Below are 22,748 nucleotides of genomic sequence, written 5' to 3'. Positions count from 1 at the left end.
CAGACCAATTTCTCACCCCTCAAGATAACTGAGGCGAAAAACCTTGGCTCCAACATCACTACAAACACCACTGAGACCAGTGAGAACACCAAAGCCTCAAAAGTATACATCGGTTTATTGAGCAACATGTAAACACAATTTAATCCAATTAAAACAACGTGTTATTGAGGATATACATCACAAAACGTCATGCGGACAAAATTAGCACAAAATAAATACACTGTTTCTTTGTGGCATTAAGATCAAATTACCGTTAGAAAAGGTCATAAAATAGAAAGAATTTGAGAATATTATTGCCTAAAAGCCAAAAACAGTGCTATTCTTATTTCCAACGACAGAATTATTGAAAGGAGCAGTGTTATGATTTCATCTTCTCAGAAGCAAGGTCTAGTGATGATAGCCGTAGTAGTAGGGCTAATGACACTGCCGATACTCTACTAGTATTGACTGAGTCAAAACCGTAAGATCAAAAAAAGGGACGCTTTCAGCGTCCCTTTTTCGTTTCTGTTTGATGAATAGTCAGACTAGCCGCTCGCTTGAGCGTCAATCGACTACCTCACACGACTATTTGGCGAGAATGTGCAGCACTTTTTCCCAGTGCACGTAATAAAACCCCATCGCGATTAAAGTAATCAAGGCCATCAGCCACATCGCGGTGCGCCAGATAAAACGGCTACTGCGTGGTGTGAGTTCTTGTTCACACTCATCGCAAGCACGTAAAAAACCAGACTTGTCGTCTAATTCAAAATCGTCCTCATGAACGATTTTATTGCGAATGGTGGCGATATAACGCAATTTACTAACCACATCATGAGGCAGACGCTCTTCACAGCTCGTCACTAGCTGATGCAGACCTTTACCATCCGCTCGATATTGCTGCCTGAGCAATTTTTCCAAACGTCTTGTGCGGATAACCACACTTTCTATATCAGACATATCCATCCCTCCCAACACCAGCGAAATGTGAAAAAGCCGTGCTGGCTCATGTCTTTACTTCCGGTTCACTCCATTGTTAACCATCTGTATTAAGAATTCGACAATTGTTAGGTAAATTCAAGTAAAGATTTAACCCTAATTCCACTGCCTTTTGTGTGATATGAGCCTAAAATTCTCGGCAAAACACACGATGACAGCTTATTTTCTGCGGTTTTTATGCGATCTTACTTCCAGCGCATTGGAATATACGGGGTTTGTATGCCTATCTCTCTCATTCTAGCGGTGGTGCTACTGATTGGCGTCGCCGGCTATCTCTTTGTTTTTGTTCAACGAAAGCACACGTTTGGTGTCGATGCACCGGAACGAAAAGCGGCGGTCACTATTCTCGATAAGCAGGTGGTGGCTACCGAAGATCCAACCCAAGAAGACGAGTATTGGATCTATATTCAAAAAGGCACCTTCGGGCCCAAGCGAGAGTTTCAGATCGGCGTTCACTATTATCACCACCTTAACCCTGGTGACAAAGGGATGCTGACCTATCAAGGTGATAAATTCTTACACTTCGCTCTTAAGCGTTAGTAAAAACAGCAAACCGCTTAGATTTACGTCACTTAGCTGTCGTGATAGCGTTAGCCGTGATAGTTTTAGCAAAGCTAAATCACAGGGACGTAAATCATGAAATTAGCCTCAAGCGCGACACGCAATGCAATGCTTGCGTGTTTTGCCATACTCACATCAGGTTGCAGTGCCGCCTATCAGGGGCGTATCAATGACGCCGAAGTCCACCTTGTCGACTATTTCCAACGCTCTGATGGCGCTGCAGCATTAATCAGCACCATGGACGAACAAAACATCGACCATGCCTACGTCATGGGCTTACCCGTGATGAAAAAGTGGGGTGCCAGCGCACCAAAAGCGCCCCGCTTTGTCTACGGTGACGATACTCCTGTGTATTACTACTCCTTCACCGATGAACTCATCGCACGTGAAGTAGAATCATTGCCAACCGAAAGCCAAGCCAGACTGCACCCATTTGTCAGTGGCTTCAACACCACAGACATGAATGCAGCTGAGCATATCGAGCGAGAGCTCAACTACCGTCCTGGGTTTTGGCAAGGTATTGGCGAAGTGATTACCCGCCATGACCACCTAACCGCGCTGACCTCAGATGAAAAACCGCGAGCCAACCACCCTGCACTGAGCAAGGTGTATAACCTCGCCGCGCGCCACGATATGCCGGTACTGCTGCACACCAACATCACCTCACAGCGAGAAGACAATCCTCTCTACTTGCAAGAGCTAGAACAAGCACTAAACCAGCACCCAGACACCCGCTTTCTCTGGGCGCACGCAGGAACGACGACGACTCTGACCAGAACCATCACCATGAAGTTTCTGTACCAGACCGTTGCGGATTTGCTAAGCGAGCACGATAACCTGTATATCTTGGCATCATGGAGTTTGATTGAAGTTATGATGCCTCAGGGGCAAATTGATCGCCGCTGGCTATCGCTGATTGAAGCCTATCCAGAGCGGTTTATGATTGGTAGTGATGTAGTTGGACAGTTCCAATATCAGGCAGGAGCCTTGGCAGTATGGTCGCCGATCTTGTCCGCACTTCCGACGCACGTTGCCGACAAGATGGCCTACCAAAACATGCTGAGTGTGTTACCGAAGAAACCGCAGCAGAAGTGAGATTAACTCAACGCTTGAACTTTTTGGCTCCAGCGCTGTGCATCAGCCAGCGCTGCAAACAACTGATTTTGTGACACACCAAGTTGCACCCGGTGCTGCTCAAGCCCTTGCCAGTCTGCAGATTCAAAACACTCACCAATCAACAATAGACGACCATACGGCCCCTGGCGCTCAAGCAAAGCGCGCTTTATCTCTTCACATAACGGCAGTTGAGTAATCAATTGCTCAAGAGAGAGATCCATCAACGCATCCAAAATCGAGAACAGACCTATCATGAAGGCTTGATCTTTGTATTGTCTAAATGGCGGGTATTTGGTCATTAAGCGACAAAATTGCGCTCGCTGCAGCGATAGCTCATACAGAGCTTTAGGCTTGTTGCTTGAAATAAATGACGCCACGGTGAGTGACACAAACAGTTTGAGCTTGTCTTGTCCAAGGTAGACCAAAGCCTGGCGAAACGATGAAATCTCCGACTCTAGACGCGGACTCATGGTATTCACAAACTGCAGTAGCTTGTAGGATAAAGAGACATCCTTGGCGACAATCTGTTCAATTTTATCAAAGTCGACTTCAGGCACACACACTTGCTGAAACAGCTCCATGGCCACCAGCTGCTCAGGGCTAATATAGACCTGCTTTTCCATGATGGGTTTGCTAAAGAAAAAGCCCTGAAAGAACTTAAATCCGGCCTGTTTGGTGAGCAAAAACTCCTGTTCCGTTTCCACTCGCTCAGCCAGATAGTGCCTTGGACTGCCTTTGGCTTTCTGACGTTTAACAAATTGACAGGCTTGTTCGACACCCATCGACATGATGTCGAGCTTAACGATCTGCACAAAGGACAGGAAACGCTCCCACGCTTCCTTATAAACAAAGTCATCAAGAGCAATCATGTAACCGCTGCGCGATAACTCTTTGATGGCCTCATAAAGCTCATCATTGGGCTCGCAGGTTTCTAAGATCTCAATCACCACTCGCTCTTTTGGCAAAATGAGTGGTAAGCGACGTATTAGACTCTGTTGTGGGAAATTAATGAAGCAGCGGGAATTAGAAATCGTGGGATTGACCCCAAGAGCAAGGAAATTTTCTGCGATAAGGCGATAAGTCGCTCGGTTGGCCTCAACATGAGCCGGAAACGCATTGCGCTCACCATCACGAAACAGCAGCTCGTAGCCCAAAGTATGCCGACGTGCATTAAAGATGGGCTGACGAGCCACGTAGGTGGCGTACATATCCAAACCGCTAGCCTACGACTTGGCTGCGGCCAACAAGGCGCCGCACCCCACAAACATAGAGCCAAACACTTTGTTAATGCGTCCCATAACTCGATCTGAACGGATATAACGCCCCATCTGAGAGGCAAGCGAGGTATAACCAAGCATGACCAAAGAATCGATAACAACGGTGGTAATGCCTAAAATCATCAGCTGTTGAAACTGGTCGCCCGCCGGATCGATAAACTGCGGAAACAGTGCCACCAAAAACACTATCGATTTCGGGTTGGTGAGGTTGATCAGCACCGCACTGCGCAGCAGTTGTCCTGCACTGCGACTTTCATGTGCAGCTTTAGCGGATACAGATTCTGTATCTCGCCATTTTTGAATGCCAAGCCAAATGAGGTACACCACCCCAACCCACTTGATCACACTGAATGCCAATGCAGATTGTTCGACAAGTGCGCCAATACCTGCACCTACCAGAACAATATGAATCGCCAGCCCGATCTGCAAACCCGCAATGGCTGCAAGGGATTTACGCGTCCCATAGCTCAAGCCATTGCTGATCGAATTAACGGTGCCCGATCCCGGCGCCAAACTGAACACGATTGCTGTCACCACGTAAGCGAACCAAACATGATAATCCATTGTATTTCCTCACCACTGGTTTACTCTTAACTAAATAAGACATCCCGTGGACTAATTACCCTGTACATCGACACAAAAATGTCGAAAAAACAGTGTATTATACACAAATATTGAAGTAGGCCTATGTATGCACAAAAAAAATGCTACTGACATCTCTTATACTCAAGAGCCACAATTTGAGCAAGTAATAAACACACAAATCGCTCAATTATGGGAGAGTCGCCATGAGGGCAAGCTCCGAGCAAAAGATGGCACAAAGCTTTATTGGTGTAAGTTAACCCACGAGAGCCATACCAAAGCCCTTGTGGTCGTCAACGGGCGCATCGAGTCAGCCTGGAAATATCAGGAGCTGTTTTTCGACTTCTACCAGCAAGGCTACAACATTTATTCATTTGATCATCGCGGTCAGGGACTGTCTACTCACCTAGCACCCAACCCTGAAATGGGTCACATCAATGAGTTTGACGACTACCTCGATGACATGCAGCTGCTGCTAGAGAGCTTTGATTTAAGCCACTATGAGCAGCGCCACTTACTCGCACACTCGATGGGCGGCAATATTTCTACTCGATATCTGCAAACTCGCCCTAATCATGGTTTCGATAAGATTGCACTGAGCGCCCCCATGTATGGCGTGAACGTCCCTTGGTACCTGAAGCCGATCGCCATTTGGCTCTCGCAGATCATGACAGCGATTTACCCAACCCCAACCTATGCACCCGGCTATCAAGGTTATGTAGCAAAACCGTTCAACATCAACCCGCTCTCTTCAAGTAAAGTGCGTTACCACTGGTTTCGTGACCTGTATGAAAAGATGCCAGAGCTAAAAATTGGCGGCCCGAGCACGCGTTGGGTATGGCAAGGCTTGATGGCGGCTAAACAATGTATTCAACAGACGAGGCAGGTCAATATTCCACTGCTTGTCGTCCAAGCTGGCGCCGATCAAATTGTGAGTAACCAAGACCAACTGCGTTTTATCAATAAACTGGCAGGCACCAATGCCAACGCAGCCCTTGTGACTGTCGATGGCGCCAAACACGAAGTGCTGTTTGAAAAAGACCAATATCGCAACCAAGCACTGGATGCGATAACCACATTCTTTGGCGACAACACGTTCTTTACTGATAAATAGAACTGAAAGCCATAAATTGCGGAAAAGTCGGTAAATGAGGAAACAAATCAATTCACCATTTACCCTCTTTTTCTGCGCCTAGATCCCCTACAATTGTCACCATTGTGACGGCTTTATTGGCCGCGCCAAGCGACTCGCTTTTACCTGTGACACCAAGAGAGAACTATGACCCTGAATCGAGATTCCATCAAAATTGTTGCCTCTGATCTAGACGGTACCCTACTGGCACCGGATCACCTTCTAAGCGCCAACTCAAAACAAACCTTAAAAGAGCTACACGCGAAAGGTTACACCTTTATTTTCGCCACGGGTCGTCATCACGTAGACGTGGCAGGCATTCGCGAATCGGTCGGTATTCCTGCTTACATGATCACCTCTAACGGCGCCCGTGTTCATGATGAGAAAGATGAACTGCTATACAGCGAAAACATTCCACAAGACATGGTTCAATCTGTAGTGGGTGCTTTGAACACCGACAGCGAACTGTTTGTTCACATGTATCAAGATGACACTTGGCTACTAAACCAAGAAGATGAGTTCTTACGTAAATTCCATACTGAGACGGGCTTTACCTATACCTTGTTTGATGCCAGCAACGCACCAACTCAAGGTATCGCTAAGATTTTCATCACCCACCCAAAGCAAGACCATGAACACTTGGTTGAGTTTGAAGACGCACTGCGCGAAAAGTTTGGTGATTCGCTCAATATCGCATTCTCAACACCTTGGTGCTTAGAAGTGATGGCAAAAGAAGTGTCTAAAGGTGAAGCGCTGAAAGCTGTCGCCGAGAAGCTAGGGTGCGGACTTGAAAACTGTATCGCATTTGGCGATGGCATGAACGATGCCGAGATGCTGAGCATGGCGGGTCATGGTTTTGTGATGGAAAATGCTCACGAGAAAGTGAAAAAAGCCTTACCAAACAATACCGTCATTGGCAGCAATGCCGATGATGCCGTTGCAGAGTTTTTAAAGAAACACCTACTGTAACGAAGTCGTATCCTCCCATGCTCACCCCTATATGGCGCATATCCTCGCCATTGGGCATGGGAGCTTACTGATCTTTATTTCCTGGAACAAAAAGTCTCACGCACAAATCTAGCGAGCCACTCGCGTCAAAATCGCTGACCACTCAGACTCTGCTACTGGCATCACAGATAAGCGATTACCTCGTTTTACCAACGGCATATTCTCAAGCTCAGGCATCCCTTTAAGGATACTTAGCGGCAGAACGCGCTTAAAGTTTTCGACATATTCAATGTCTACCATTAACCAGCGCGGGTTATCAGGATCCGATTTAGGGTCGTAGTAGTCGCTGTTGATATCAAACTGGAAGTGGTCGGGATAGGCCTCTTTGGTGATACGAGCAATACCAGCCACGCCTATTGTCTTGCATGAGGAGTGATAAATGAGCACTAAATCGCCCAGCTTCATCTGATCACGAATCATATTCCGTGCTTGATAATTACGAACGCCTTCCCAGCATGAGCTTCCTTTTACGCGCAGCGTGTCGATGGAAAACTCATCTGGCTCTGTTTTAAATAACCAATATGCCATAATGGTGTGGATACCTGTGATCGTTTCAAATAAGGAAAATTCAATGACAATGTCGCGTTTACCGCTCGCGGTTGCTCCGCTCATATTGCTTCAAGCCTGTTCGTCTTTCAACTCAGAGTCGCCGCAAAGCGCACCTCAAGTGCCTTCTGCTGAGCTATCACGTCCAGAAACGATCACACCGCAAACCTATGTGATGCGCGGACAAGCTGTCATTGGTCATGAGACACGTACCATTCAGCCTTGTGGCAGTCAGCACCAATATTGGCTCGAACTGCCCAAAAACGTTCGCCCTGAAGCTGAGAAGTTAACCCGCAAGCCTTATCAGCCCGTCTATGCTGAAGTTATCGGCTATCTTGAGCCGCCAAGCCATCGCGGTTTTGATTCCGATTACACCGGGCGCTTTGTGGTGAAACAGGTCAACATGCTCACCGCAGAAAACCCAAAGCGTTGCGATCAACCACTAAGACCAACTCAGGTGCTGGGTAACGAACCTTTCTGGTCACTAAAGTTCGACAACAGCAAACAAGCAAGCTTTGCGATGATGGGTGAAGACAAGCAGTCGCTCAAGCTCAAAGATCGCAAGCTTACCCAAACGACACGCCGATACGAGTTTGACGACGCCAATCTGCAAATGAGCAATAAGCTGTGTAACGACACCATGAGTGACACCCTGTATGGCTGGACTGGCGTCATCACCATAGACGGCCAAACTCGACAAGGCTGCGCCACGTTATCCAACTCGGATACTACGCTAAGCTGGACTGGCAACTATGTTGCACAGTCCACTGAAACGGCTGGGTTCACGGTCTCAATGACGCTACTCCCAGACCATACCGCCATCACTCGCTATGAGTACCCAGACAACTCACCAGCCACCGAAGAGCGCGGTTTTTGGCAGCAACTGAATAACAAGCAAGTGCAAGTCATCATGACGCGCCACCAGCAGCAATACTTAGTGTCACAGCGAATTTTCACCCTAGACGGCAATAAGCTGATCGCAAAACAAGAGAAAGTGGGCGATATCGTTTACCCCATCGCTAATGGCGGCCTGGTGCTGTATAAAGGCGAATAGATCCCGACCATGAAGCCGATGTGCACAACCTGTGGTTTTATCCACAATTGCTATTGTGAGGTGATCCCAACGATCGCCTCTGATCTTTGCTTTACCCTACTCACTCACCCTAATGAGCTTTCTCGAGCAACCAATACTGGAAAGCTGATCGATAGATTGTTTGCGAGCAGCCAGGTAACCCAGTGGCAACGTAAACAGCCCTGTGAGCGCTGCTTGCCAGAAACCAGTCCTAACCTGCCCGTATTGGTTTTTCCGTGTGAAGACAGTGTGCCGCTTGATGAGTGGCAAGCGCAGCAGCCAGGGAAAATGAGTAACTTCATTGTGTTGGATAGCACCTGGCAGGAAGCGAAAAAGATGCTCAATCGCAGCGCTTGGCTGCAAGCGCTACCCAAAGTGCATCTGGATACAGAACAGCTATCGAGATATGCATTGCGAAGAAACCAACAAGCCGGGAATTTGTGTACTTTTGAGGTGTGTGCTGAGATCACTCGACAAGTAGCAAGCGAGCAAGACGCCAACGCCATGCTCACGTTCTTTGACGAGTATATGCTGCGCTTTCAAGCAGAGCGCAGCGGACACGCTTTGACGCGATAATGCCTATTAGCGCGTGAGCTCATCAAGCAGCTGCTCAATGCGGCTTATCTCAACGTCTGGCAGCAGCTTCATTCGACGAACATCACGAGGCTCAAGACCTTTATCGTTAAACCAGCAAGCACTAAAACCGTTACGCTTGGCTCCTGCTACATCCGTCACCACATGATCGCCCACATGCAAGATCTGCTGGCGCGGCAAGGCCAGAAAATCTGCCGCTTTGTCGAACATATCCGCATAAGGCTTGGCTCTGCCATCAGGGCCTGCCTTTAGCACTAAGGAAAAGTAGCGCCCCAAACCGATTTTATCGACATCGACATTGCCATTGGTGATGGCCACCAGTGGCATCTTCTTACTCAAGGTTGTCAAAAACTGATGTGTTTCATGTGGAACATCAAAGTCGCTGCGCCATTTCAACACATGATTTACTAGCGTTTTCGCAGCCTCGGTAGCTTTGGGATCATCGTAACCCAAATGCCCCAGCCCCTGTTTTATCTGCTGATAACGCCACTCGGTGACATCGTGTTTCAGCATCGGGTTTGTCTCTGCTAACTGAAATTTGAACGCTTGCCACTGGGCTTTGTCCCACTGCTGGCTAATCGGGTGGTGTTGCTGCAACCACTGAGTCGCTTTTCTCTCTACCTCACGAATGATCGGCCAATTGTCATAAAGGGTGTCATCAAGGTCAAAGGTCATCGCCTTGATGGTCTCTAGACTACGATAAAAGCGCATTAGGAATCCTCTTGTTGCTTAGGCTTACCTTTCTTATGTGCTCTAGGGTGAGCTTGATCATACGCTTGGGCAAGATGTTGGAAATCAAGGTGGGTATAGATCTGTGTGGTTGAGATGTTCTCATGACCAAGCAGCTCTTGTACCGCACGTAAGTTATTGCTCGACTCAAGCATATGAGTCGCAAACGAGTGACGCAGTTTGTGTGGGCTGACATGACTTGCCAAGGACTGCTTTTGTCCCCACTCCGCCATGCGCTTTTGTACACTGCGATGGGAAATGCGCGTACCCAGTTTGGAGACGAACAATGCTGGCTCCCCCGGCTTTGCTAGCTCACCACGCACTTTAAGCCACTTTTGCGCCCATTCCGTCGCATACCCAGAGAAAGGTACCTTACGCTCTTTGTTACCTTTACCGATAACGCGAATTTCACCACTCGACAAATTGAGGTGCTTAACATCAATCCCCACCATTTCCGCCAAACGTAGCCCTGCGCCATACATCATTTCCATCATGGCGCGGTCGCGAATCGCCAGCGGGTCGGTTTCATCCACTTCCAGAAGCTGGGAGACTTCATCCACATCTAAGTTCTTAGGTAGAGGTCTTTGTTTACGCGGCGCACTGACGCCTTTTGCAGGGTTCGCAGTCAGTTCACCACGCAGAATAAGGAAATCGAAGAAGCTGCGCAGCGACGATAGACGCGTGGCAATGCTGCTCGCTTTCATCCCCTCACGCATCCCTTTACCCGCAAGCTGCCTTACCCACCCAGCATCCACTTGAGTCCAAGCTTTCACGCCCATTTCATTTAGGTGTTGCCCCATTGTTTCAAGCTGCTGGCGGTAATTGCGTTGAGTATGCAGGCTAAGCCCTTTCTCGCTACGCAGATACTCGTAGAACTTATCTAGCGGCTTTTGCAGCTCGCTAGGAAGGTTTGCTTTAGGCGTGGCTTGGTCTGACATTGTCTTCCTCTTGCACCTGCCAATCGAGGTGCTCGCATAGATAGGAAACCACCAGCGCGAGGTGGCGCAAAAACAGGGTATCCATATCCGGTTGGAAGTGACCTCCGTCGTCACTTGAGAAGATGAGCAGACCTTGAGCAAACTTTCGTTTGAGCGGCAGAACCACGTAAGAACCAAGCTCTGGCACCTGGCCATCGCTGATTTGCTGCTCAGTAAATAGCATGCTGCGGTCAGCTTGACGTAGCCGCCCTAAGTACGCCTCTTTGCCATTGAGATGATTGGTGGTAAAGCGTTTCCAGCTTTCCATCGACAATGGGTCGGCATGGTCATCGCTGTCGATAAGCTTAAGGTAACCACGCAGATTCAGGCCGGTTGCGGTGTATTTAATGGCTGAAACGACACTTTGCAGATCATGGCACTTCAACAGGTTTTCTTGCAGCGACATAAACTCATAGAAGGTTCTATCATTACGAGCAGCTAGCGACATCAAGGCGGTGATCTCTTCTTCCAGTGCTTCAATGCGTTCACGCTGTCGTTGCAGTTGAATCCCCACTAAAGACACCGCACCTTGCTGCTGGTGAGGTAAGGAAAGCGACTCTACTAACGACTCTCTACCCTTAAAAAAATCTGGATGATCAGAAAGATACTCTGCTACCACTTCTGCTGTTAGATGGCTCGCTTCAAACTCAGACAAAATGATTCCCTTTAATCCCTGTCAGATAATAAAAAAATGGCGGGTCTCAAAAGACCCGCCATTAGTATAATGGGTTATTGGCTAACAAGAAATCTGCCCATCGAAAACGTGAGCCGCTGCGCCTGTCATATACAGTGGATGACCTGGACCTTTCCAACTGATCTTCAAATCGCCGCCCGGCAAGTGCACTTGCACCGTTTCATCCAGTAACCCTTGCACGATACCCACCGCGACCGCACCACACGCGCCACTACCACAAGCTTGGGTTTCACCCGCACCGCGTTCATAGACGCGAAGATTCACTTCATCACGGCTAAGCACTTGCATAAAGCCTGCGTTAACGCGCTCTGGGAAGCGTTCATGCGACTCCAATAGCGGACCTAAATTATCCACATCCGCGGTTTGCGTATCATCAACCACGGTGACGACGTGGGGATTACCCATACTGACGGCACCACAGAATAAGGTATGGTCGCCAGCACGCAGAATATAGGTCTTTTCTTTTTGCTTAGCTTTAAATGGGATCTTGCTCGGCTCGAACTCAGGTTGACCCATGTTGACCGTCACCAAGTCATTCTCTTCTAGCTTGAGCACCATTTTGCCTTTCTTAGTGCTGACACTGATGCTGTACTTGTTGGTGAGCCCTTTCATCTGCACAAAGCGAGCAAAACAGCGTGCGCCATTGCCACACTGCTCTACCTCACTGCCATCCGCGTTGAAAATGCGGTAATGGAAATCCGTTTCAGGATCGTAAGGTGCTTCAACAATCAACAGTTGGTCAAAACCAACACCTGTGTGCCTATCTGCTAAACGGCGGATAAGCTCAGGTGAAAAGAAAACGTTCTGGGTAATACAGTCAACAACCATAAAGTCGTTACCCAAACCGTGCATTTTAGAAAAGTGGAAGTGCATAGTGGTTCTGTTACTCCGGCAAAATGCTTTCTAGTTCCCAAAGACTCTCTAAGGTTTCACGCTTACGTACAAGGTGCGCCGTCTCGCCGTCAACCATCACTTCTGCAACTCGTGGTCGCGTATTGTAGTTAGAAGACATAACAAAACCGTAAGCACCAGCTGAGCGAACGGCCAGTAGATCGCTTGGCTCAAGTGCTAAGGCGCGATCTTTACCGATGAAGTCGCCCGTTTCACAGATTGGGCCAACCAAATCGTAAGTCGTAGCTTCACCCTCACGAGGCGTAACCGGGATGATATCTTGCCATGCTTGATACAGCGCCGGGCGCATAAGATCGTTCATTGCCGCATCAATGATGGCGAAGTTTTTATGCTCAGTGTGCTTTAGGAACTCAACCTTAGTCAGTAGTACGCCAGCGTTAGCCGCAATCGCACGACCCGGCTCAAAAATCAGTTCAAGCTCTGGATGGTTCTCTAAGCGAGCTAGCAGTGCTTTGGCGTAATCCGATGGCTGTGGTGGCAACTCATCACGATAAACCACACCAAGGCCACCACCGACATCTAAGTGACGAATATCAACGCCGTCGCCACGTAATTGGTCAATAAGGGCTAACAAACGATCGGTCGCATCAATGAATGGTTCGATATCCGTTAGCTGTGAGCCGATATGGCAGTCGATACCATGAACCGCTAGGTTAGGTAAGCTGCTGGCAAACTTGTAGACCGCTGGTGCGCGATCAAACGCAATACCAAACTTGTTATCACGAAGACCGGTTGAAATGTATGGATGAGTATTCGCATCGACATCAGGGTTAATACGCAGTGAGATTGGTGCTACGACACCCATCTCGCCAGCGACTTGGTTTAGACGCTCTAGCTCAGGTTCCGATTCAACATTGAAGCACTTAATACCAAGCTCAAGCGCACGACGCATCTCTTGCGCGGTTTTACCTACACCTGAGAACACCACTTTACTAGGATCGCCACCCGCGGCAACCACACGTTCTAGCTCGCCGCCAGAAACAATATCAAAGCCTGAACCCAAACGTGCCAGTACGTTAAGCACACCGATATTCGAGTTCGCTTTCACTGCATAACACACCAAGTGTGGGTGGTCGCCAACAGATTTATCAAATGCATTCCAGTGACGCTCTAGCGTCGCACGAGAATAAACATAAAGTGGTGTGCCGTATTGCTCGGCAAGTTCGGTAAGTGACGTATTCTCGGCCCAAAGCTGGCCATCGTCCTGATAGTTGAAATAATCCAAATCCTGTATCCCTTTACACTGTGTCGATGGCTATTTGTGCTTGCTCGTTGGTTGGTGCGTCTTCAGCAGGCATATACAAGTCGCCAGTCTGGCCGCATCCCGCTAGTCCTACTATTACAAGCATAAACATTGCTGTAATCGTCTTTTTCATTTTGCATATCGTGATTATTGAATCAATGCCCCCTATAATCGCACCACGAATTAGAAAAGCAATAGGATTACAAAATGAACGACACGGAATTTCACCAACTGGTCGATGCTCAACTACAAAACATCGAAGAAGCCATCGACGAATCGGGTGCCGATATCGATTATGAAGTGACGGGCAACGTCATGACACTGGAATTTGAAGATCGCAGTCAAATCATCATCAACCGCCAAGAGCCGATGCACGAAATCTGGCTTGCGTCAAAATCAGGTGGATTTCACTTCAAGCTGATTGAAGATAAGTGGATATGCTCAAAGACCGGTCTTGAACTGATGACTATGGTCAAAGAAGAGTGTGAGAAACACGCGAGTGAAGACATCGATTGGGTATAAGCCCAACCGATGCATCAAGCATTGACTGCTTTTGAATTACGAGAGTTGGAAGAGCCGCCGTCGTTACGGTAAGGAATGATGTAAGGCTCTCCTTCTTCCGCATGCACAAGCTGGTAGTACTGCGGCAAGTTGAAGTTAATCAGCTTCGATGACACCTCATTGTCGTCGTTGACGTTTGAGGTGTAGAAACTGTTTACGCTAGCAATCATCTCATCTTTGCTGCCGCGCATCTGATGGTAAACCTCAATCTGATTTGATTCATCCAACACATAAATGTTGAAGCCGTTGTCAGTGTCTTCGAAGAAGAACTGAATCAAACCTTCGCTGGCAAACCCATCGACCACTTGAGGCAGCTGATACTCCACTTCTTTATCCAGCATGAGCAGCGGTGAACCTTGCAGCTTATTGGTTGAGATACTGCGGTAAAAGTCCACCGAGTTCTCCAATTTCTGCACCGAAACACCGCGACGTTCAAAGAACAAGCCATACATCTGGTTGGCGACTTTCAGTGCTTTGAAGCGGCGACGCTTTTCCTGGTCAATCGGCTTCAAGCGCAGCTCAATACACTCCGCTAGCAGTTGATAGACCGTGTTTCTTAACACGCCGCGCAAGTTCTTGCTGTAACAGAACACGTCTACCGACTCTGGCGGGAACGCATCTTGGTGCATTTTGCCGAGCACAGTTTTCAGCGCATCCAGCATTGCCGTTTCACCTTCAAAGTGAAGGGTGCGCACTTCATGCCAAGAGTTACGGTACACCAAATCGACCGAACCAATCAGGCTTTTACCTTCGCTGCCAAAGCTTAAGATATCAACATTCTTCAAATCAACTTTAGACGCCTTCGCAGAAAGCTCCTGCGTCGGATCGTTCTCAAAGTTGATGAACATGGCAAGCTGGCTTATCTCACATGGGCTACCTAATGCTTGCATACTCGGGCGACGCTTGCGCAACGAGAAGGTATTACGCAGATCACTGACCATCTGATAGAACTTATCGATATCAATATGCGCATCACGCACTACCGAGTTCAAACGTGTCGACTCAGTGATAAGGCCATTAAAGAACGCCCAAGCAACAAGCTTGCTTAAGTATTCGTTATGCTCGAGTGGTGCTTGGCCTAGGATTCGATGCGGGATCAGCGGCTGCTTATACAGATACCAACCCGACTGGTAACTCTTACCTTGCTGAACCTCGATAAACGTTAGATCGGGCTCATGTAAATCAGGTGAGATTTGCGGATTGAGCAGAGTGACTTTGCCCGGCAATACCTCAAACGCGGCATACAACTTACGAGCAAGAATACTGATGTCTTGCGGACTGATTGCCGAGGTGATGTCATTGCGTCTCGCAAATTGGATCAGGTTACGATAGCTGAGCATCAGTGCATCAAGCAGCGAGTTATGCACTTGCATCACCTGCTCAACCTTCCAGTTACGGCGGTTGTCGAGCTCTTTAAGCACCTCTTGCGACCAATTCCAATTGGTGGTCATTTGCGTCAGCGCTTCACGGCGCCATGGCATCGAACCGACACCAGGCTCGCGAGATAGTTTCTCGTGCGTTTTGAGATAGAAACAACGACGAACCAAGTCCAAGCGGGTCTCATCGTCAATACGCTCAAGATAGCGCGTTACTTTCTCAAGCATCAGATAATACGCATCCATACCATAGAGATCAGGCTCATGGGCAAAGAAGCGACGTTTAGTATCAATGCTTAGTAATTGGGTGTGCGGGTATTCCCAAGAATACGCCTCAAGCAAAATAGCTTTAAGTACCGACTTATAAGGGGAGTCGATGCTCTTATAGAGCTGCCACAGACTCGAACCAAAGTACTCTTCTGCAGGGATGCGATTCAGACGCCCGAAGTCAATCCACTCATCGCAATTGATGTGGCCTTCATTGCACATTTTAGCAACGTAATCTTCGTAGCACTCTTCCATCTCTGGCGGCACGATTTGCCACAACAGGCGCTGGCCGCCTAGGCGTACCGCAGAACGATAGAACTCATCCAGTAGCAATAGGTGTTGTGATGAACCACAGTTATCACCCGTCATCTCCTCAGAGATGTTGCTACGAAAACGATCTTCATCCATTAAAAAGAAGTTCGCTTCCACCCCAAGGCCTTTTGCCCAGTCTGTTATCAGCAAACACTTATTGCTGAGCAGTTCTCTGGATTTAGTCGACATTTGCGGGGAGATACAGACCCATATATCCAAGTCACTCGACGTGCTTTGACCTATCGATGAGGTACTTCCCATCGTATACAAACCAAGGATCTCATTTTGACTTGGCTGCGGCAAAGGTTGACCCAATGCGAGCGCGATATCATCGAGGAATTGCTGCTGGAGTTCGTTGGCTTCAAAACCAAACAAGCCGCTAGGGCTACTGGCTTCGTAAAAACCGGGAATGATCGGGTGGTTGAAGTGAAACAGTGCTGGAATAAGCTGAAATACACGTTGGCCTTGCAGATCCATAAGCGCCAGCGCGCGCTCAATACGCTGCTGGTTTAGGGTATCTAACCTTTGTATAAGGGTTTGAGTGTATGCCTGCAAGGGTGATTCCTAGGTTCAATCTAACTGCTATTTTGCATAGGTTTTAAACAAACAAGCGTCCAAAACGTGATCAATGTATCATTTTTATTATAAGCGGTAAAGTGATACTCGGCACTACAACAACTCAATACCCACTGCGGTGGCGTTTGGTTCAGCCTTCCAAATCATAGCGGACAATTCTAACAGTAGTTACCACAACAAATGCGATTAATCTCACACTATTGATAATATCTGTGATCGCTAAAGTTCTCGTTTGTGCTCGGGTTTGGGAAATCGCTAAGCATTTCTTTGAGTCAATGATACGATTGAACCATCAGAACAAACGAGATGCTTACGAGAACACTATGACCCAGACTCAGCCTATTCGAATTGCTACCCGTAAAAGTCCCCTTGCACTATGGCAAGCTCACTATGTGAAGGACGCATTGATTGCTGCACACCCTGGACTCGAGGTTGAATTGGTGACTATGGTAACCAAAGGCGACATTATCCTAGACACGCCCCTAGCAAAGGTTGGTGGTAAAGGGCTGTTCGTTAAAGAGCTTGAAGTGGCGATGCTGGAAGGTCGTGCTGACCTAGCTGTGCACTCGATGAAAGATATCCCGGTTGATTTTCCAGAAGGCCTGGGGCTTGTGACCATCTGTGAGCGTGAAGATCCACGTGATGCATTTGTCTCTAATACCTATGCAAGCATTAGTGACCTACCGCAAGGCGCTATCGTCGGTACGTGTAGTTTGCGTAGGCAGTGTCAGCTCAAAGAGCAGCGTCCTGATCTGATCATCAAAGAGTTGCGCGGCAACGTAGGCACCCGTCTGGGTAAACTCGACAACGGTGAGTACGATGCCATTATTCTTGCCGCTGCTGGCCTTAAGCGTCTTGAGCTTGAGTCACGTATTCGCAGCTTTATCGAGCCTGAGGAATCTCTTCCTGCAGTTGGCCAAGGCGCGGTTGGCATTGAGTGCCGTCTTGATGATGAGCGTCTGATCAAATTACTGGAGCCACTAAACCACACAGAAACCGCCGATCGTGTGCGCTGTGAGCGCGCCATGAACCTGACGCTAGAAGGTGGCTGTCAGGTGCCAATTGGCAGCTACTCTCTGATTGATGGTGACAACATTTGGCTACGCGCTCTAGTCGGTGAGCCCGACGGCAGCAAAATCGTACGCGGTGAAATCCAAGGTAGCCGCCAAGATGCCGAAGCATTGGGTGTACAGCTAGCGAACCAGCTCCTCGCCGATGGCGCTAAAGAAATCCTTGAGAAGCTTTACCAAGATCACGAGTAATGCCTGATGAGAGTACTGGTGACAAGGCCTGAAACCCAAGGTATTGAACTCTGCGCTCTGATTGAAAAGATGGGGGGCTATGCCCTCCATTACCCCCTTATTGATATTCATCTGACTTCCCTCGATTCATCTCAACTCACCAAACTTCGCTGCGCCGACATTGTTATAGCAGTCAGCCAATACGCCGTGCATGGCCTTTCAAAGCCGCTTTCAACACACCCGGACAGCATGCCGAATCACGCTATTTATCTTGGGGTTGGTCAAAAAACCGCACATGAATTGAGCAAAATAGTGCAACAAAACGTACACTATCCCTCGGTTAGCGACAGTGAACACCTGCTCGCCATGCCTGAGCTAGTCGGCGTTGCCGGCAAGCGTGTTGTCATTCTTCGTGGCAATGGCGGGCGTGAGCTCATCTTCGATGAGTTGACGAAACGAGGCGCCCATGTGCATTATTTGCAGCTATATCAGCGCCAATATCGAGCCGTCGAATCTGCCGCGATAGAACAATGGCAACAAGCCCAGATTGATACCATGGTGGTCACAAGTGCGGAACAACTGGATCATTTAGTGGCTGCAATGCCAGAATCACAACATGCATGGTTGAAACAACAATGGCTATTGGTTCCCAGTGAACGAATCGCCAAGCAAGCGATAGCCCAAGGATTTAATAACATTACTAATAGCCAAGGTGCATCGAACTCTACTCTATTTGCTGCTCTCCAGCGTCTAAAAACAGGACTAAACAATGACGAACAAAAATAAAGACGAGCAAATCCAGTCTGAAGACAAAAAAGACGTAACTCTAGCCCCAGAGAACACTGAACAATCTAACGAGCCCGAGACGAACACCGTCGACGACCAAACCACGCAACCAAAAGCCCCTGAGTTTGAAGAAAAGCAGGGTAAGCGTGGTGTGAAGCTTGGTACAGCTGCCATCATTATTGCTCTGCTACTAGGTGGTGGCATGACCTTTATGATGCAAAAGCAGGCTGGCGACTACGAAGCTCGTATCGCAAGGCTTGAAGCCCAAATCAAAGCATCACAAAGCTCGCTAAGCTCTGAAATGCAGCAAGTTCAAGCTGACACGTTAGAGCAAGCAAAAACCATGACTCACAAAGCAGAAGTGGTATTAGGTCAGCAGAAGAAGAGCATCGAGAGCCTGCAACTTGCTGTCGCCGATGTAAAAGGCCGCCGTCCTAATGATTGGCTATTAGCAGAAGCGGATTACTTGGTAAAGCTGGCTGGACGTAAACTGTTCCTAGAACACGATGTGGTCAGTGCAACACGCTTGATGGAGAGTGCTGATCAACGCATCGCCGCGCTCAACGACCCAAGCCTTGTTTCCCTGCGCCAATCCATGGCAAACGACATCACTAAGCTGCGCACAGTACCTTTGATTGACCGTGATGGTTTAGTGCTTCGCCTGACTTCCCTGCAGCGCGAAGTCGACCAACTGCCACTTGCCAACGCTATTCTGCCTGATGCTCCGGCGGTAGAAAAACGTCAGGTATCGCAGGATATCTACGACTGGCAAGATAACTTGATGACTTCTTTGAAAGATTTCTCAGAGAACTTCATCACCTTTCGCAGCCGTGACGGCAATGTTATCCCACTACTGTCACCAGAACAGCACTTTTACCTACGTGAGAACATCAAGTCGAAAATTGAGACGGCAATACGAGCTGTGTACGAAGAGCAAGGTGAGATCTACAAGATGTCACTGGAGACCGCAGATCAATGGTCAGAATCCTTCTTCGATATGGATAATAACAGCGTTAAAGAGTTTAATGCGGCACTGGGTAAGCTGAGTCAGCAAAACATCCAAGTGAACTACCCTGTGAAACTTGAAACACAAGCGCAGCTGTCTGATGTGATTAGCGAACGCCTGCGCCGTGAAGTGACAACCATTATCACGGAGGAGAAATAATGATTCGATTAATCTTCCTCTTCGTTGTACTGGGCGCAGGGCTGTTTGTCGGCACCCAGTTCACTGGTCAACAAGGCTATGTGCTGATATCGATTGCCGATAAGACCATTGAAATGAGTGTCACGACACTGGTTGTCTTTGTGATTGCCGCGCTTGCCGTGCTGTTTCTGCTGGAGTACATCATCAAGAAGATCCTCTACACCAGTGTGACCACATTCAACTACTTCAGCGTGCGTAAGATGCGCCGCTCTCGCCGCTACACTAACGAAGGTATTGTTAAGCTGCTAGAAGGTGACTGGAAGCTCGCTGAGAAAAAAGTGACTCGCTGGGCGAACTATCATGATATGCCTCTGCTGTGTTATCTCGTGGCATCTGAAGCTGCGTTAGGTCAAGGCGATAAAGCGAAACGCGACCACTACCTTGAGCTGGCTTCTCAGCAAGAAAACTCGGATCTCGCGGTTCAGCTTACTCGTGCTAAGCAAGCTGTGCGTGAAGAAGAGTGGGAACTTGCGGCCTCAACACTTGAGACACTAAAAGCCGAGTATCCAAGCAATACGATCGTTCTAAGCCTACTAAAAACCACCTATCGTGAACTTGGCGAGTGGCAAGCACTGATCGATCTACTGCCAAAGCTTAACAAAGCCAAGCTTATCGATATTGAAGAGCAAGTTGAACTTGAAGAGCGTGCTCAATGCGGCCTGCTTGAAGACATTGCTAGCCAACAAGGTAGTGAGGGTCTAATCGGTCATTGGAACAAACTGCCTCGTAAAACGCGTCAAAGCACACACCTAGTGGGTTGCTTTACAAAGCAGCTTATCGCTCGCAAAGCGGATGCTGAAGCCTTTACCGTGATTAAAGAGACGCTGAAGAAGCAAGGTCACGATGACCTTTATACTCTACTACCAGAGCTGAACCTAGCGGATGCTCACCCAGTAGTTGTGATGCTAGAAGATGTTGTTAAAAAGCAACCAGACAACGCCAAAGCTCAGAGTGCTCTCGCTCAGTTTTACTTCCGCGAAGAGAAATGGCCTGAAGCACAGCGCCACTTTGAGCGCGCATTGTCGGTTCGCCCAGACGTTTCGGATTATGCGTATCTAGCTGATACGCTTGAGAAGCAAGATCTCACTAAAGCAGCAGGTGAAGTTTCTCGTAAAGCGTTGACCTTGATTGACAGTAAGTAACTGGAACACTTCTATAAATGATAAAAAAGCTCCCTCAGGAGCTTTTTTACAACTGGCTTTTTACAACAGAAAGTCGTCGAGTGCCTCTAAAGTCAGCTTATTCGTAAAGGCATTCACTCGCACATGAACTGGGCTCCAGCCAAGCAGAAAACGCTGATAGTCAGCCCACGCGAGTCCTAGTAGCTTTCGCCACTCATGACACACATCACTTGCATCCACATTAGGCTGATAGCGAGCCAGCGCTGCCTGTAACGCTTCAAAATAAGTTTCAACATGGCTGTCGATAGATAACTGAGGATCATCAAAATCGAGCACTGTGCAAAGAAATAGCACGACATCTTTCACCCCCACGCCACCGCCAACATACTGAAAATCAACCGCACTGACCTGTGTGCCGGTTTCGTTGAAACAAAAGTTAGCCAGCTTCGCATCGCCATGTACTAGGGTTTGATAACGACAATCATTGAGTATGTCATCTATGCGCTCAGCAGCTGATTTATAACGACTTGACGTCATTGCCTGCCACTCATCGGGGCGAGTGGCTAAATGCCAATAGGTGCCTTGCTGCCACAGTCTAGTAGTCTCAGTGCCCAACCAAAACGCGTGAAACTGCGCTAACCAGCGAAGTGCCGTTTCTATCTCTTGGTTTGATGGGGTTTTTACCACCCTAGCACACTCAACTAGCTTGAGATCTTCCAAAAGCAACTCATAGTGCGAGCCATGACTTTCTGCGGCTAAACAGCGTGGCGCCCAGCCGATAGGCATTCGGGCAACATAGTGCTGGTACCAATGAAATTCAACTTGATAGGACTTAAGCTTTCTTTGGTTTGAAAGCTCAGTATTCCAGCCTTTCGGGTGATGCTTAGGTGCAACCTTTGGTAGGTCAATGGCCTTAACTATCAGACTGGGTAGCGCAGGGTTATCGGTATAAACGCGAAATAGTTCGCCATATCCGCTCCAAAGGCTCTGTATTGGCTCTTTTGAAACCGCATTGTGTTGGTCACCAAGCTGTTTTTTCAAGGACTCTGCTGGCTCGTAAGAACAAGAACTCAAGGTTTGGTTACCTTTAATGGTTGAGGAGTAAAGCTTACTTTGACAGACAAAGACAGCAAACGGAAGGGCAGCGGAGTTCGATAGTGGCTAGGTTAGCGCTTTAAGAATCTCAGATATGAAAAAAGCCCGCTGATTACTCAGCGGGCTTTTCAATGTGGCGGAGAGATAGGGATTTGAACCCTAGAACCGCTATTAACGGTTGCCGGTTTTCAAGACCGGTGCTTTCGACCACTCAGCCATCTCTCCACAAATTGTCATCAACAGATTCGTACACTGGTGATGTGGTTACTTACTATTGCAAGTAACAGTATTCAAAGCCTGGCGATGTCCTACTCTCACATGGGGAAACCCCACACTACCATCGGCGCTATTGCGTTTCACTTCTGAGTTCGGCATGGAAATCAGGTGGGTCCACAATGCTATGGTCGCCAAGCAAATTCTGTTTTGCCTTCAGATTTTCTGAAAATCTGAAAACAATAAATCTGGAAAACTGATTTTTTAAAAGTTACTTAATACACATTCAATTTGTTCTTGCTTTGAGTCCATCAAAACCCTTTGGGTGTTGTATGGTTAAGCCTCACGGGCAATTAGTACAGGTTAGCTCAACGCCTCACAACGCTTACACACCCTGCCTATCAACGTTCTAGTCTCGAACAACCCTTTAGGACACTTAAAGTGCCAGGGAAGACTCATCTCAGGGCTCGCTTCCCGCTTAGATGCTTTCAGCGGTTATCGATTCCGAACTTAGCTACCGGGCAATGCCATTGGCATGACAACCCGAACACCAGAGGTTCGTCCACTCCGGTCCTCTC

General features: G+C 48.1%; 23 protein-coding genes, 1 tRNA gene and 2 rRNA genes. 11 read left to right on the top strand and 15 right to left on the bottom strand.

All coding sequences use genetic code 11. The features are described from left to right. Window positions 1-564: 564 nt before the first annotated feature. Entirely contained in the window at window positions 565-936 is a 372-nt protein-coding gene (locus L4C42_RS20360) for a DUF4145 domain-containing protein (RefSeq protein ID WP_353497557.1), read from the bottom strand. A gap of 258 nt (window positions 937-1,194) precedes the next feature. Between L4C42_RS20360 and L4C42_RS20355 the strand changes: the two genes are divergently transcribed. Then, window positions 1,195-1,515 carry a DUF2500 domain-containing protein gene (locus L4C42_RS20355; protein WP_042502891.1) on the top strand — a complete coding sequence of 107 codons (321 nt, stop codon included), beginning with the start codon at window positions 1,195-1,197 and terminating at the stop codon, window positions 1,513-1,515. A gap of 96 nt (window positions 1,516-1,611) precedes the next feature. Then, a complete protein-coding gene (locus tag L4C42_RS20350) occupies window positions 1,612-2,631 on the top strand; it encodes an amidohydrolase family protein (RefSeq protein WP_353497555.1) in 1,020 nt (339 codons plus the stop codon). Between the two features lie 2 nt (window positions 2,632-2,633). Here L4C42_RS20350 and L4C42_RS20345 read toward each other — a convergent pair whose 3' ends face one another. Beyond that, window positions 2,634-3,860 (bottom strand): EAL and HDOD domain-containing protein, encoded by a 1,227-nt coding sequence (locus L4C42_RS20345; RefSeq protein WP_353497554.1) that lies wholly within the window; start codon window positions 3,858-3,860, stop codon window positions 2,634-2,636. 15 nt (window positions 3,861-3,875) lie between these two features. Next, complete coding sequence (rhtB, locus tag L4C42_RS20340) at window positions 3,876-4,493, bottom strand: homoserine/homoserine lactone efflux protein (protein WP_429761681.1); 618 nt, start codon at window positions 4,491-4,493, stop codon at window positions 3,876-3,878. A 127-nt stretch (window positions 4,494-4,620) separates the two neighbouring features. Here rhtB and L4C42_RS20335 point away from each other — a divergent pair, with 127 nt between their 5' ends. Both L4C42_RS20335 and L4C42_RS20330 read left to right on the top strand, forming a co-directional pair. Beyond that, window positions 4,621-5,625, top strand: a complete 1,005-nt coding sequence (locus L4C42_RS20335) for an alpha/beta fold hydrolase (RefSeq protein WP_429761680.1) — start codon at window positions 4,621-4,623, stop codon at window positions 5,623-5,625. Between the two features lie 165 nt (window positions 5,626-5,790). Continuing rightward, window positions 5,791-6,612: a Cof-type HAD-IIB family hydrolase gene (locus L4C42_RS20330; protein WP_429761679.1), complete on the top strand. Its 822-nt coding sequence runs from the start codon at window positions 5,791-5,793 to the stop codon at window positions 6,610-6,612. Between the two features lie 108 nt (window positions 6,613-6,720). Here L4C42_RS20330 and L4C42_RS20325 read toward each other — a convergent pair whose 3' ends face one another. After that, window positions 6,721-7,179 (bottom strand): EVE domain-containing protein, encoded by a 459-nt coding sequence (locus L4C42_RS20325; protein ID WP_429761692.1) that lies wholly within the window; start codon window positions 7,177-7,179, stop codon window positions 6,721-6,723. A 43-nt stretch (window positions 7,180-7,222) separates the two neighbouring features. On the opposite strand from L4C42_RS20325, the gene L4C42_RS20320 reads away from it, so the two are divergent. Next, window positions 7,223-8,251 (top strand): COG3650 family protein, encoded by a 1,029-nt coding sequence (locus L4C42_RS20320; RefSeq protein ID WP_429761678.1) that lies wholly within the window; start codon window positions 7,223-7,225, stop codon window positions 8,249-8,251. A gap of 9 nt (window positions 8,252-8,260) precedes the next feature. After that, window positions 8,261-8,845, top strand: coding sequence for a tRNA-uridine aminocarboxypropyltransferase (locus L4C42_RS20315; protein WP_353497550.1), 585 nt, complete (start codon window positions 8,261-8,263; stop codon window positions 8,843-8,845). A gap of 6 nt (window positions 8,846-8,851) precedes the next feature. Here L4C42_RS20315 and yigB read toward each other — a convergent pair whose 3' ends face one another. The 6 genes from yigB to lptM form a co-directional block, all read right to left on the bottom strand. Beyond that, window positions 8,852-9,574 (bottom strand): 5-amino-6-(5-phospho-D-ribitylamino)uracil phosphatase YigB, encoded by a 723-nt coding sequence (yigB, locus tag L4C42_RS20310; protein ID WP_429761676.1) that lies wholly within the window; start codon window positions 9,572-9,574, stop codon window positions 8,852-8,854. Then, window positions 9,574-10,530: a tyrosine recombinase XerC gene (gene xerC, locus L4C42_RS20305; protein ID WP_429761675.1), complete on the bottom strand. Its 957-nt coding sequence runs from the start codon at window positions 10,528-10,530 to the stop codon at window positions 9,574-9,576. Before xerC ends, yigB begins: the two co-directional genes overlap by 1 nt. Continuing rightward, window positions 10,508-11,224: a DUF484 family protein gene (locus tag L4C42_RS20300; protein ID WP_353497547.1), complete on the bottom strand. Its 717-nt coding sequence runs from the start codon at window positions 11,222-11,224 to the stop codon at window positions 10,508-10,510. The genes xerC and L4C42_RS20300 overlap by 23 nt, the downstream gene beginning before the upstream one ends. Window positions 11,225-11,305: 81 nt before the next feature. After that, window positions 11,306-12,136, bottom strand: a complete 831-nt coding sequence (gene dapF / locus L4C42_RS20295; RefSeq protein WP_353497546.1) for a diaminopimelate epimerase — start codon at window positions 12,134-12,136, stop codon at window positions 11,306-11,308. A gap of 10 nt (window positions 12,137-12,146) precedes the next feature. Further along, window positions 12,147-13,400, bottom strand: coding sequence for a diaminopimelate decarboxylase (gene lysA / locus L4C42_RS20290; RefSeq protein ID WP_429761674.1), 1,254 nt, complete (start codon window positions 13,398-13,400; stop codon window positions 12,147-12,149). 13 nt (window positions 13,401-13,413) lie between these two features. Then, window positions 13,414-13,551 (bottom strand): LPS translocon maturation chaperone LptM, encoded by a 138-nt coding sequence (gene lptM / locus L4C42_RS20285; RefSeq protein WP_418641851.1) that lies wholly within the window; start codon window positions 13,549-13,551, stop codon window positions 13,414-13,416. A gap of 74 nt (window positions 13,552-13,625) precedes the next feature. Between lptM and cyaY the strand changes: the two genes are divergently transcribed. Then, the gene (gene cyaY, locus L4C42_RS20280; RefSeq protein ID WP_353497545.1) at window positions 13,626-13,940 is read left to right on the top strand and encodes an iron donor protein CyaY; all 315 of its coding nucleotides are present in this window, start codon (window positions 13,626-13,628) and stop codon (window positions 13,938-13,940) included. 14 nt (window positions 13,941-13,954) lie between these two features. Here cyaY and L4C42_RS20275 read toward each other — a convergent pair whose 3' ends face one another. Beyond that, window positions 13,955-16,489, bottom strand: coding sequence for a class I adenylate cyclase (locus L4C42_RS20275; protein WP_418641850.1), 2,535 nt, complete (start codon window positions 16,487-16,489; stop codon window positions 13,955-13,957). Window positions 16,490-16,833: 344 nt separating this feature from the next. Here L4C42_RS20275 and hemC point away from each other — a divergent pair, with 344 nt between their 5' ends. The 4 genes from hemC to L4C42_RS20255 are packed head-to-tail and all read left to right on the top strand — an operon-like array spanning window position 16,834 to window position 20,883. Beyond that, on the top strand, window positions 16,834-17,772 hold the full coding sequence (gene hemC, locus L4C42_RS20270) for a hydroxymethylbilane synthase (protein WP_429761673.1): 939 nt from the start codon (window positions 16,834-16,836) through the stop codon (window positions 17,770-17,772). Window positions 17,773-17,778: 6 nt separating this feature from the next. Continuing rightward, window positions 17,779-18,537, top strand: a complete 759-nt coding sequence (locus tag L4C42_RS20265; RefSeq protein WP_353497542.1) for a uroporphyrinogen-III synthase — start codon at window positions 17,779-17,781, stop codon at window positions 18,535-18,537. Then, window positions 18,521-19,702, top strand: coding sequence for a uroporphyrinogen-III C-methyltransferase (locus tag L4C42_RS20260; protein ID WP_418641849.1), 1,182 nt, complete (start codon window positions 18,521-18,523; stop codon window positions 19,700-19,702). The genes L4C42_RS20265 and L4C42_RS20260 overlap by 17 nt, the downstream gene beginning before the upstream one ends. Further along, the gene (locus tag L4C42_RS20255) at window positions 19,702-20,883 is read left to right on the top strand and encodes a heme biosynthesis protein HemY (protein ID WP_353497540.1); all 1,182 of its coding nucleotides are present in this window, start codon (window positions 19,702-19,704) and stop codon (window positions 20,881-20,883) included. The genes L4C42_RS20260 and L4C42_RS20255 overlap by 1 nt, the downstream gene beginning before the upstream one ends. A 60-nt stretch (window positions 20,884-20,943) precedes the next feature. On the opposite strand, the gene L4C42_RS20250 is transcribed toward L4C42_RS20255, so the two are convergent. The 4 genes from L4C42_RS20250 to L4C42_RS20235 all read right to left on the bottom strand — a co-directional run. After that, on the bottom strand, window positions 20,944-21,936 hold the full coding sequence (locus tag L4C42_RS20250; protein ID WP_429761672.1) for a phosphotransferase: 993 nt from the start codon (window positions 21,934-21,936) through the stop codon (window positions 20,944-20,946). A 155-nt stretch (window positions 21,937-22,091) separates the two neighbouring features. Further along, window positions 22,092-22,182, bottom strand: a tRNA-Ser gene (locus L4C42_RS20245). A gap of 70 nt (window positions 22,183-22,252) precedes the next feature. Further along, window positions 22,253-22,369, bottom strand: a 5S ribosomal RNA gene (gene rrf / locus L4C42_RS20240). 133 nt (window positions 22,370-22,502) lie between these two features. Further along, window positions 22,503-22,748: ribosomal RNA gene (locus L4C42_RS20235) — 23S ribosomal RNA — on the bottom strand; the annotation flags it as partial.

Origin of the sequence: Vibrio wakamikoensis, assembly GCF_050337275.1 — a bacterium.
GTDB classification, from domain to species: domain Bacteria; phylum Pseudomonadota; class Gammaproteobacteria; order Enterobacterales; family Vibrionaceae; genus Vibrio; species Vibrio chaetopteri.
The sequence above is the reverse complement of the archived record's forward strand: the minus strand, read 5'-3'. Positions and strand labels throughout refer to the sequence as shown.